The organism is Stenotrophomonas sp. P5_A8 (assembly GCF_056400545.1).
Map to the genome: position 1 here is coordinate 1 of NZ_JBFULB010000228.1, position 11,474 is coordinate 11,474.

An 11,474-nucleotide genomic window follows, 5' to 3' on the forward strand; every position below is an offset into this window, starting at 1 on the left:
CCCATGCCCTTGGAGGCGAAATAAAGGAGGAGGGGGCGGCCCATGCCCTTGGAGGCGAAATAAAGGAGGARGRGGCGGCCGYAGGCCGACGCCGGSGGCGTCGCCGSMAAGGRCATGGGAGCCCAGCGCCCGACCCACCGACGACCGCTGTCGACCCAGCGCTTGACCCAATGACCGCCACGTCCGCACCTGCGTCTGGGCTGATGAGGAGCCGGCCAGCGGCCGGCACTACCTGCCTTCGCCGGCAGCCGTCGGGCGCAGGCTCGGACGGACGCCCGCCCGGAGTTACAGCGATCGGCTGATGGTGAAACTGCCGAACACCGGCGCTTCCTTCTGCCCGTCGAACTCGCGCGTGCTGTGGTAGCGGGCGACGGCGAACTTCCAGCGCCCGCGCATCACCGCCACGCCGTACCCGGCCTGGCCCACCACGTGGCGCTTGTCCACGCTGTGGCTGTTGCGGAAGGTATTGCCGTCCAGCGTGATATCCCGGATCACCCACGCCGCATCGGTGGTGGCGAACATGTGCCACGACCAGCCCGACGGACGCCCGCCGCGGGTCGGCGCGGTGTTTTCGCCGGCCGGACGCAACGGCGTACTGCCGAAATCGTCCGGCAGCTTCCAGCCGAACCGCACTTCGCCACCCGCATTGAGGTGGGTAGCCAGGTTGCCCACCGCACCGCCGTAGTGGCTGATCGCATCCCAGCCCCAGCCGCCGGCGTTCACGCTGGCATCGGCCGGCCAGCGGCGCATCCGCTCGTGGGTGAGCATGAACACCGGCTCGTTGTGCAGCTGGTTGTCCCAGCCCTGGAATTTCTCGTCGCCCAGCACGTCATGCACCGCGTTCTGCACTTCCTTGCCCAGTGCCCACGGCCCCACCACGCCGATCGCCAGCTGCGTGGTCTGCAGCCGGTCGCCGCGCCGGGCGTTGTAGCCGAAGCTGCCGATCAGCACGCCAGCGTAGGGCCGATCGTCCTCGATCAGGTCCTTGCGGGTGAAATCGGTGGGCGTAAAGATGCCCTGGGCCAGGCTGAAGATCATGTTCTGCTGCTCGAACTCGCCCGGGTGCAGCTTCTCCAGATGGCGGTTCACCCAGCGTGCCAGCCGCGGCAGGCAGGGGTCATCGGTGTAATCGACCAGATTGGGCGAGACGAAGGTGATCTGCGCGCCGTTGGTGTAGCCCTGGTCCTGGTCGGCCCCGCCGAACAGATCGTTGTCGACCCGGAAATTGACCTGCGGCGGGTGCTCGCGCATCGCATCCGGACCGCACTGGTTGGCGGCCTGCGCCGCAGGGGCGACGAGCGCCAGGGCGCCGGCGAGTGCGGCCGACAACGCATAGGGCTTCAACGACATGGGATTCCCGCTCAGGATGTGTTCTGTTTTTATGCCGGAGCAGCGTAGTCAGCGCGTGATGCTTTGGCCAGCGCCGCGCGCGCACCGATACGTTTTGCTGGTGAACGCCGATTTTCACGTCGCGTTGGGTGCCGCTATAGGCACGATCATGCAGCGCTTGGGTTCGGCCGCCGGCGTCCCCATAATCGCGGTTATGGAGATCTCGTCTGACAACCCCGACCACGGCTTCCAGTTCCCCGGCCAGTTTGAACTCAGCGCCATGGGCGCGGCTGGTATGGAGCTGGAACGCGAACTGCCGCGCCTGCTTGAGCTGGCCGGCGTCGAAGTACTGACCGAACGGGTCAGCTGGAAACACTCGTCCAACGGCAAGTATGTGTCGGTGCGGCTGGTGTTCAAGGCCGACAACCGCGAGCAGTACGATGCCGCGCACACGGCACTGCGCGACCACCCGGAAGTGAAGTGGACGCTGTAAGCGCCTGCGAAACCGCCGCCTCACCGGGGGCGCGCCCGCCACAGCCGGCGATCGTGCGTGAGCTCGGCCGGCAGGCCTATGCTCCGGTCTGGCATGCAATGCAGCGTTTCACCGATGCGCGTGATGACACCACCGCCGATGAGTTGTGGGTGGTCGAGCATGATCCGGTGTTCACGCTGGGCCAGGCCGGCAAGGAGGAACACGTGCTGGCGCCGGGCGATATTCCGGTGCTGCATGTGGATCGTGGCGGCCAGGTGACCTATCACGGGCCGGGCCAGATCGTGGTCTATCCGCTGCTGCAGCTGCGTCGTCTGGGGATCGGGGTGCGCGATTACGTGTGCCGGATCGAGCAGGCGATCATCGACACGCTGGACGAATGGAATATCGGCGCTGAACGGCTGGACGGCGCGCCCGGGGTCTATGTGGGCGGGGCGAAGGTCGCCGCGCTGGGCATCCGGGTCCGCCGCGGCTGCACCTTCCACGGGCTGGCCTTCAACGTGGCCATGGACCTGGAGCCGTTCCACCGCATCAACCCCTGTGGCTACGAAGGGCTGCAGGTGACCTCGGTGGTAGACTTGGGGGGACCGTCCGGCATGGCGGCCGTGACGCCGGTGCTGCTGGGCCATCTGGCCCGCCAGTTCGGCCTGGACCTCCAGCCGACCCTTGAATTGCCCGATCTGACTGACGCGGCGTAACGCCGCCGACCAAGGCCATGACTGAATCGACCGCTCGCCTCATTCCCCTGCAGATCGTGCAGGGCGACACGCCGTCCGCTGCACCGTTGCAGACGGGCGTCAAACAGCTGGGCGGTGACAAGATCGGCCGCTCGCCCGTGCAGTTTGCCGACGCGCCGGTGCTGCGCAAGCCGTCGTGGATCCGGGTGCGGATTCCGTCAGGCAACGCGGTGCAGATGCTGAAGGCGAAGCTGCGCGAGAACCGGTTGGTGACCGTCTGCGAGGAGGCGAGCTGCCCGAACATCCACGAGTGCTTCAGTCATGGGACGGCGACGTTCATGATCCTGGGCGAGGTGTGCACGCGGCGCTGTTCGTTCTGCGATGTTGCGCACGGTCGGCCGAAGCCGCCGGATGCGAACGAGCCGGCGAGCCTGGCGCAGACGGTGGCCGACATGGGCCTGAAGTATGTGGTGGTGACCAGTGTGGATCGGGATGATCTGCGTGATGGCGGTGCGCAGCATTTCGCCGACTGCATCGGGGCGATCCGGGCCCGGTCGCCGGCGACGCGGATCGAGGTGCTGACACCGGACTTCCGCGGCAAGGGGCGGATGGAGCGTGCGCTGGATATCCTGGCGACCAATCCGCCGGATGTGTTCAACCACAACATCGAGACGGTGCCGGATCTGTACCGCAATGTGCGGCCGGGCGCGGATTACCAGTGGTCGCTGACGCTGTTGAAGAATTTCAAGGCGCAGCATCCGTCGATCGCGACGAAGTCGGGGATCATGCTGGGTCTGGGCGAGGAGCTGGAGCAGGTGCGGGCGACGATGCGCGATCTGCGTGCGCACGACGTGGACATGATCACGATCGGTCAGTACCTGCAGCCGACGCCGCACCATCATCCGGTGCTGCGTTACTGGACGCCGGAGGAATACAAGGCGTTTGAGGACTACGGGTACGAGCTGGGCTTCAGCCATGTGGCCTCGGGGCCGATGGTGCGTTCTTCGTACCATGCCGATGTGCAGGCCAAGGGTGMCGGTGTTGCCTGAGGCGTTTGACGCCTGAGGCTTTTGAAGCAGCGCTTCATTCGTTCATGCGCTTGGAGGGGGCAGGCCGCCCTCTCCAGGACACGCCGGGGCCCCTCCATGGTGCTCGTTTTGACGCCTTGCTCGTCGATGCAGTCCCGCACCGACGGCAAATACCGGTGTTGGACGTCCTGCCCAACCCGTCGGGCGCAGTGCCTCCGGCCCATGGCGCCAACGGTCCTGGAGAGGGCGGCCTGCCCCCGCCTTGACAGGGTTCGGCGTAGCGGCCGGGGCGAGCAGCGGCAGTTGCTTCATTCGCTGTGAAAGCCCACCGGTGCGTTCATTTCTGAACGATCCTCGTTTATCCCGGTGCGCAACGCGCGCTGGTGGGTGTGCGTAGCGCCGCCTTGCCATCGTCTGCGCCCGACCTCCCTTTGTCGTCCTTCCCGCCTCCAGCGGCTGGCGGCCGCCGCCTTCGCCTGCGCCATTCACAATTTGCTACAGGCCCCGGTTTAGGCTGGAAATCCCCGTTGCGCGGGGATGGATGACAAACCCCGCAACTTTCGGCACTGTCGTGTGGTCTGATCCGCACGCAGTCTCCCCGTTGGCAAGGTGCCATGAGCAAGTCGATGAAATTCAAAGCCCCCGCATTCCTGATGGCCCTGGCGCTTACCGCGCCGCTGGCACTGGCCGCCTACGCTGATTCGCCGGCACTGCCGTCGGCGGCGACGCCCGACCAGGTGACCACCTCCAAGCTGGTCTACGGACTGCTGTCCGACAGCCGCTATGCCTATCGGCCGCGCGCGCTGGATGCGGCCACCTCCAAGGACGTGTTCAAGCGTTACCTGGAAGCGCTGGATGGCAGCAAGCAGTTCTTTACGCAGGCCGATGTGACGCGCTTCGCGCCGTTCGAGGCGAACATCGCCACGGCGATCCGTGGCGGTGAGCTGGAGCCGGCGTTCCAGGTGTTTGCGGTGTACAAGCAGCGCGTGGGCGAGCGCATCGGGTATGCGCGCAAGCTGCTCAAGCAGGATTTCGATTTCAGCACCGATGAAAAGTTCGAGTACGACCGCAAGGACGTGCCGTGGGCGGCGAGCAATGCCGAGCTGGACGATCTGTGGCGCAAGTCGGTCAAGAACGATTGGCTGCGGCTGAAGCTGGCGGGCAAGCAGCCGGCGGAGATCCGCAAGACGCTGGACAAGCGTTATGCGACGCTGGAAAAGTCGGTCAATGAGTTGAAGGGCGAGGACGTGTTCCAGTTCTTCCTCAATTCCTACACCAGCGCGGTCGATCCGCACACCGATTACTTCACCCCGCGCACCGCCGAGAACTTCAACCAGGCCATGTCGCTGTCGCTGGAAGGCATCGGCGCGCAGCTGCAGCGCCAGGACGACATGGTGGTCATCCGCGAGGTCATCGCTGGCGGTCCGGTGGCGGTCAACGGCACGCTCAAGGCGGGGGATCGCATCGTCGGTGTCGGCCAGGGCAAGTCCGGGCCGATCGAGGATGTGATCGGCTGGCGCATCGATGACGTGGTGGCCAAGATCCGCGGCAAGAAAGACACCCAGGTGCGGCTGGAATTCATTCCGGCCGAAGAGGGCGTGGACGGCAAGCACCACACGCTGGTGCTGACCCGCCAGAAGGTGCGTCTGGCCGAGCAGGCCGCCAAGGGCGAGACCCTGGCCATCCCGGCCAAGGACGGTGAGCCGGCGCGCAAGGTCGGTGTGATCAAGCTGCCCACCTTCTACCAGGACTTCGAAGGCCGTCGCCGCAACGCGACCGACTACGCCTCGGCCACCCGCGACGTGGCCAAGCTGCTGGCCGGCTTCAAGGCCGACAAGCTCGATGGCGTGGTGCTGGACCTGCGCAACAACGGCGGTGGTTCGCTGGATGAGGCCATCGAGCTGACCGGCCTGTTCATCGAACAGGGCCCGGTGGTGCAGGTGCGCGAGTCCGGTGGCCGCGTCACCGTCAACAGCGACCGCAGCGAAGCGGTGGCGTGGGACGGTCCGCTGGCGGTGTTGATCAACCGTGGCTCGGCGTCGGCGTCGGAAATCTTCGCCGGTGCCATCCAGGACTACGGTCGTGGCCTGGTGATCGGTGAGACCACCTTCGGCAAGGGCACCGTGCAGAACATCGTCGACCTGGACCGCTGGCCGAGCGGGGAAACCCAGCGCTATGGGCAGGTCAAGCTGACCATCGCACAGTTCTTCCGCGTCAGCGGCAGCAGCACCCAGCACAAGGGCGTGGTGCCGGACCTGGCCTTCCCGGCCAGCGTGGATGCCAGCGAGTACGGCGAAAGCACCTACGACAACGCCCTGCCGTGGACCCGCATCGCCTCGGTGCCGCATACCCAGTACGGCAACTTCGGCCCGCTGCTGCCCAAACTGGAAACCCGCCATGCCGCGCGCATTGCCGCCGACAAGGAATTCCAGTGGTGGAACGAGGACGTGGAGCAGTTCCGCGCCGAGAAGGCCAAGAAGTACATCTCGCTCAACGAGGCCGAGCGCCGCGCCGAGCGTGAGAAGCAGGACAAGCAGCGCACCGAGCGCCAGGCGATCCGCAAGCAGCTGGGCCTGGACCTGGACCCGCTGGCCGACGACAGCAATGACGACGGCCTGACCGGCAACGAGCGCGACATMGTCAAGGATGCCGCCCGTGAGAAGGCCGCCGAGAAGCGTCCGGACCCGCTGCTGCGCGAGTCGGCGTCGATCCTGTCCGATGCGGTCAACCTGCTGGAAGCCGACCGCCCGCTGTCGGCGCAGGTGCTGCCGCAGTCCACCGCCGTGGGCCGCTGGGCCGACTGACCGGTCGCGGACGGACGGGGGTAGGGCCGAGCCATGCTCGGCTGCGCTCACCGACCGCGCCATGGGCACAGGCAAGCCGAGCCAAGGCAAGCCGAGCCGAGCCAAAGCAAGCCGAGCCGAGCCAAAGCAAGCCGAGCCGAGCCAAAGCAAGCCGAGCATGGCTCGGCTCTACCCCCCCCCCCCCGCCCCCGGCCCCCGGCCCCTCGCGCCCCCCCCCCCCCCCGCCCCCGGCCCCCGGCCCCTCGCGCGCGCGAAGCCGGTGGCCGGTTTCGGTGAACACCCGACAAACGAAGGGCCGGCCATTGCGCCGCCCCTTCGCTATGTAAACCCGGTGCATACGCGGGCGGGGCTATGCTGGAGGCGTCTGTTCTCGCAGGAGCGCGCATGCGCCTGTATCACGCAATCCCGGCAGGTCTGCTGGTCGCCTCGCTGACCGCCTGTGGCGGTCGCGCCGCTGACAGCACGCTGATCCGTGAATCGTTCGACTCCGGCGACACCTATTCGCGCAGCGTGCCCGGCGCCCCGGCGCAGGCCTGCGAAGCGGCACGGCGCACCCTGCTCAGCCAGGGCTATGCGATTGCCCGGGCCGACACCGCGGCGGTGGAAGGCAACAAGAACTTCCAGCCGCGCGATGACGAACACGAGCAGCTGGTGCTGCGTATTTCCTGCGCGCCACGCGGCGACCAGTCGCTGGTCTTCGTCAGTGCCGTGCAGGACCGTTATGCCTTGAAGAAGAGCCCGACCTCGGCCAGTGTCGGCGTGGGCGCATTGGGCTCGGTGTCGCTGCCGTTCGGCAGCAATGACGATTCGCTGGTGAAGGTCGCCAGCAGCACGGTGCAGGATGYGGACTTCTACCGCCGCTTCTTTGATCGGCTGCAGCAGTACCTGCCGGCCGCGGCGGCCGCGCCTGCACCGGCGCCGTCTGAACCACCGGCCGCTGCACCGGCTGCGGCCGATGTGCCTGCGGCGCCGGCCGCCGTGGCGGGTACGCCGGTGCCGTCGCACTGATCAGGCGGACCGGTGTCGTTGCCCACTGCATCATGCGCGCCCCGCCGTTGGGTGATGGCCTTGGCCGGCTTGCTACTTGCGGGCGTGGCCATGGCGAGTGCCGTCGCCGCGCCCGCGCCGGCCTGTACCCAGCCGCTGCTTGAAGAACTCGGCTGGCGCTTCACCGACGCGCCCATCCGCGCGCCGGTGGTGCACGGCGGCCCCGTCTGCGAGCGCGCCGATCTGGCCCAGGCGCAGCAGGCCGGTGACCTGCGGGTGCAGCTGCCCCGGGACTGGGATCCCGCGCGTCGCGCTGACTTCATGACGGCCTTGCTGGACGATCCGGCCACGCTGTGCGCGTATGCGTTCAAGCTTGGGCAGGCCACCCGGCGTGCGACCACGCAGCTGCAGGACAATCCGGGGTACCGGTTTTCGGCACTGCAGTTGGGCTGGATCGGCTTCGGCGCGCGCGGCGCGCAGGCCCAGGGCTGGCAGCGCTTCCGCAGCTTCGGTCGGGGGTATGCACCTGCCGGCCGCAACAGCGTGGCGCTGCAGCACTTCTACGATGGCCGGGTCCGCAGCGAGTGCGGGGTGGGGCGCCAGATCGCGCAGCTGGCCACCCAGCGCGAGCTGTACGGCGATGCGGCATTCGATGCCGAGTTCACGCCCGCCGAGTTGTCCATTGGCACGTTCCTGACCCTGCACGAGACCGACAGCATCCTGCTCGGCCGGCACGCGGGTGAGTTCCTTGCCGATGGCAAGGCGCGCAAGACCGCACAGCTGGGCCGGCAGGCGTTCGTCGGCGCGCCGGGCTTCATCGAGCACGTGTTCGACCGCGAATTCCTGGACGACATCAACAACCAGGCCGAGAACTTCGTGGTGGTCAATGTCAGCGACGCGGCGGCCCGTGCGCTGCGCGCGCACGACGGGTTTACCCATTACGACGCCATCAACCGGCAGATCTGGGCGCTGGCCCAGCGCATGCCCGGACCCGGGCCGCGCCGCTTCGAACGGCTGCTGGCCGAGCGCGATCCGGTCTGGCGCAACGGGTTGCCGGCCGAGCAGAAACCGCTGCTGGCCGAACTCGATGCGCTGCTGGACGATCCGTTCTACCAGGGGTTCGTGATTTACGTGCATCCTCGCGGTATACGTCCTGTCGGGTACCACATCGCACGCCTGCTCGACCGCAATCCGCGGACGCCGTTTGCCTTCGAGCTGGGCCTGCACAACCTGCATACCACGCTGTACCGGCGCTGGATCGACGCACGCCTTCGCCAGTGCGATTCCCCGCCGGCAGCATCCCCGCAACACAACTCGCACGCTGGAAGGTGACACATGGATATTGCAATGATCGGGCTGGGCAAGATGGGCGCCAACATGGCCGAGCGGCTGCATCGCGGCGGCCATCGGGTGATCGGCGTCGACCCCGGTGAAGGCGCGCGCGCGAGCGCGGCCAAGCGCGGCTTCGAGGTCAGCGCGTCGGTCGCCGATGCGCTGGCGCAGCTGCCGGTGCCGCGCGTGGTGTGGCTGATGGTGCCGGCCGGCGAGGTGGTGGACCAGACCCTGGCCGCGCTGTCACCGCACCTGTCCGAAGGCGACGTGGTGATCGACGGCGGCAACTCGTATTACAAAGATTCGATGCGTCGCGCCGGCCAGCTGCTGGGCGAGGACGTCAGCTACATCGACTGCGGCACCAGTGGCGGCGTGTGGGGCCTGCAGGAAGGCTACAGCCTGATGATCGGGGGTGACACGGAGGCAGTGGAGCGGGTGGGGGCGATCTTCCGCACGCTGGCGCCGGGCGAAGACCGCGGCTGGGCGCATGTCGGGCCGACCGGTGCCGGCCACTTCTGCAAGATGGTCCATAACGGTATCGAGTACGGGATGATGCAGGCCTACGCCGAAGGCTTTGCGCTGATGCAGCACAAGACCGCGTTCAACCTCGATCTTGCCCAGGTTGCCAAGGCCTGGCAGCACGGCAGCGTGGTGCGTTCGTGGCTGCTGGACCTCAGCGCCGATGCGCTTGGCCGCAACCCGCAGCTCGATGGCATTGCCCCGTACGTGGAAGATTCCGGCGAAGGCCGCTGGACCGTCGCCGAGGCGATCGACCTGGACGTGCCGGCACCGGTGATCACCCTGTCGCTGCTGGAGCGGCTGCGCTCTCGCGAGAAGAACTCCTTCAGCGATCGCCTGCTGGCGGCGATGCGCAACGAGTTCGGCGGCCACGCGATCAAGACCGAATAAGACCGCCGATGCAGCCGGTGGGTGGCGGGATCACGGTAGTGCCGGCCGCTGGCCGGCTCCTCGCAGAGGTTGATCAGGTGCGCGCATCGGCGCCGCCCGAAGATGCGCACAGATCCACCCGCCGCCCGCTGCGCGCACTCTCCGCCCCGGCTTGCAGCAGGCGCATCAACTGCAGTGCCTCATCCGCGCTCACCGTGGGCGCGCCGCTGCCCAGCATCGCGTCGCGGAACGCCGCGTACAGCCGCCGGTAGTCGCCGGGCACGTTGTCGACCGTGCTGCGCTGGCTGCGGCCGTGCTCATCGACCACGACGTGCTGGCCATGCAGCGGATCCAGACCCCAGCCCGGCGCGCCGGGCGCAATGCCATCGCGCAGCTGGTCTTCCTGCACGTCACGGCCGTCCTTGAGATAGCTGCCCACGTGCCCGTGCACCGCAAAGCGCGGATTGGCCGCGGCGACCAGCGAGCCGGCGTGCACGATCGCGCGGTGCCGCGGGTAATGCAGCACCGCGTGGAAGTAGTCATCGCTGCGTGCGTGGTCGCGTTGTGCGGTGATGTCGGCGCTGATCGCCGCCGGCCAGCCGAACAGCTGCAGCATCTGGTCGAGCAGATGCGGGCCCAGGTCCATCCACAGGCCGGCACCAGGCACGTCGCTCTCCCGCCAGCGATCCCGCACCTGCGGGCGGTAGCGGTCGAAGTGCGAGTGGCACTCGGCCACGTCGCCCAGCACGCCACTGTCGAGCAGCTGGCGCAGGCTGAGGAAGTCGGCATCGAAACGCCGGTTCTGGAACACCGTGGCAACCCGTTCCGCCGCCTGCGCGGCCTGCACCACCGCCTCGGCCTGCGCCACGTCCAGGGTGAAGGGCTTGTCCACCAGCACGTGCTTGCCGGCCTGCAGTGCGGCGATGGCCAGCGGTGCATGCTCGGCGTTGGGGGTTGCGATGACCACCGCATCCACGGCCGGGTCATCGAACAGTTGCTGTGCATGCGCGCAGATGCGCACGTCGGTGAAGCTGCGCAGGAGCCGGTCGCGTTGCGAACTGACGATGCTGTGCAGCGTCAGGCCGGGGGTGTGCTGGATCAACGGGGCATGGAAGACGCTGCCGGCCAGGCCGTAGCCGATCAGTCCCACCTGCAGGGCCGTGGCCATGGTGAGCTCCAGAGGAGAGAGGGGGAGGGTCAGCGTAGCGGCTGCGGCCGCGCGGAGGAACATGAACAGCCGGCAAGGAACCTGAGTGGTTCACGGCAGCGTTATGTTCCGCCCACGTGCCGCACACGCGCTTCCCCCGACACTGGCCACACACCCAAGGAGACACCGAACATGACCAACACTACGCGCACTCTGCTTGCTGCTTCGCTGGCCCTCGGCATGGTTCTGGGTACGTCGTCGGCGATGGCAAAGGATCCGCCGAAGACCACCGACCATGCCGCCATGACCCATGCCGATACGCATGACTCCGACGCGCCGGTGACCGATAGCTGGATCACCACCAAGGTCAAGACCGATCTGCTCACCAGCAAGAACGTTCCGGGTACCGAGGTGATGGTGGAAACGGTCAATGGCGTGGTGACCCTGAAGGGCACCGTGGCCAGCCAGGCCGAGCATGACAAGGCACTTCGCGTGACCAAGGGCATCAAGGGCGTGAAGAGCGTCGATGCCAGCGGCCTGAAGGTCGCGGCCGCTGCCAAGCGCTGATTCCAGCGTATCGCGGTAGCCGAACGTAGAAACAGGGCGCGCCTTCGGGCGCGCTTTTTTTGTTTCCTTCTCAACGGCGGCGTCCTGTTTGCAAGGGCCGTGGTGGATGGTGCGCGGCGTTGTGCATGTGGTATCGGATAATTCAGGCGCGGGGTGTGGATCTTGATGCTGTTTCCGCTTGGGTTTGTCGCAAGCGTCCGGGCCCCGTAGCCGCCGGTAGGCCCC

Annotated in this window: 10 protein-coding genes; 8 read left to right on the forward strand and 2 right to left on the reverse strand. The window is 67.4% G+C overall.

Annotation, left to right across the window (positions count from 1 at the left end; genetic code table 11):
- Window positions 1–285: 285 nt before the first annotated feature.
- Window positions 286–1,350 carry a lipid A deacylase LpxR family protein gene (locus tag AC1DQP_RS14765; RefSeq protein WP_256777555.1) on the reverse strand — a complete coding sequence of 355 codons (1,065 nt, stop codon included), beginning with the start codon at window positions 1,348–1,350 and terminating at the stop codon, window positions 286–288.
- A 193-nt stretch (window positions 1,351–1,543) separates the two neighbouring features.
- On the opposite strand from AC1DQP_RS14765, the gene AC1DQP_RS14770 reads away from it, so the two are divergent.
- The 7 genes from AC1DQP_RS14770 (at window position 1,544) to gnd (ending at window position 9,556) form a co-directional block, all read left to right on the forward strand.
- Window positions 1,544–1,822 (forward strand): DUF493 family protein, encoded by a 279-nt coding sequence (locus AC1DQP_RS14770; RefSeq protein ID WP_256777556.1) that lies wholly within the window; start codon window positions 1,544–1,546, stop codon window positions 1,820–1,822.
- Complete coding sequence (gene lipB, locus AC1DQP_RS14775) at window positions 1,810–2,517, forward strand: lipoyl(octanoyl) transferase LipB (RefSeq protein WP_256777557.1); 708 nt, start codon at window positions 1,810–1,812, stop codon at window positions 2,515–2,517. Before AC1DQP_RS14770 ends, lipB begins: the two co-directional genes overlap by 13 nt.
- 17 nt (window positions 2,518–2,534) lie before the next feature.
- The gene (lipA, locus tag AC1DQP_RS14780) at window positions 2,535–3,545 is read left to right on the forward strand and encodes a lipoyl synthase (RefSeq protein WP_478051887.1); all 1,011 of its coding nucleotides are present in this window, start codon (window positions 2,535–2,537) and stop codon (window positions 3,543–3,545) included.
- A gap of 605 nt (window positions 3,546–4,150) precedes the next feature.
- Window positions 4,151–6,328: a carboxy terminal-processing peptidase gene (locus AC1DQP_RS14785; protein ID WP_256777559.1), complete on the forward strand. Its 2,178-nt coding sequence runs from the start codon at window positions 4,151–4,153 to the stop codon at window positions 6,326–6,328.
- A gap of 384 nt (window positions 6,329–6,712) precedes the next feature.
- Window positions 6,713–7,336, forward strand: a complete 624-nt coding sequence (locus AC1DQP_RS14790) for a DUF2242 domain-containing protein (RefSeq protein WP_478051888.1) — start codon at window positions 6,713–6,715, stop codon at window positions 7,334–7,336.
- 18 nt (window positions 7,337–7,354) lie between these two features.
- The gene (locus AC1DQP_RS14795; protein WP_457318990.1) at window positions 7,355–8,647 is read left to right on the forward strand and encodes a hypothetical protein; all 1,293 of its coding nucleotides are present in this window, start codon (window positions 7,355–7,357) and stop codon (window positions 8,645–8,647) included.
- A gap of 3 nt (window positions 8,648–8,650) precedes the next feature.
- The gene (gene gnd, locus AC1DQP_RS14800) at window positions 8,651–9,556 is read left to right on the forward strand and encodes a phosphogluconate dehydrogenase (NAD(+)-dependent, decarboxylating) (protein WP_457318988.1); all 906 of its coding nucleotides are present in this window, start codon (window positions 8,651–8,653) and stop codon (window positions 9,554–9,556) included.
- A gap of 73 nt (window positions 9,557–9,629) precedes the next feature.
- Here gnd and AC1DQP_RS14805 read toward each other — a convergent pair whose 3' ends face one another.
- Window positions 9,630–10,703 (reverse strand): oxidoreductase, encoded by a 1,074-nt coding sequence (locus AC1DQP_RS14805; protein ID WP_457318989.1) that lies wholly within the window; start codon window positions 10,701–10,703, stop codon window positions 9,630–9,632.
- Between the two features lie 171 nt (window positions 10,704–10,874).
- Between AC1DQP_RS14805 and AC1DQP_RS14810 the strand changes: the two genes are divergently transcribed.
- Complete coding sequence (locus tag AC1DQP_RS14810) at window positions 10,875–11,249, forward strand: BON domain-containing protein (RefSeq protein ID WP_256777563.1); 375 nt, start codon at window positions 10,875–10,877, stop codon at window positions 11,247–11,249.
- The last annotated feature ends 225 nt before the right edge of the window (window positions 11,250–11,474 follow it).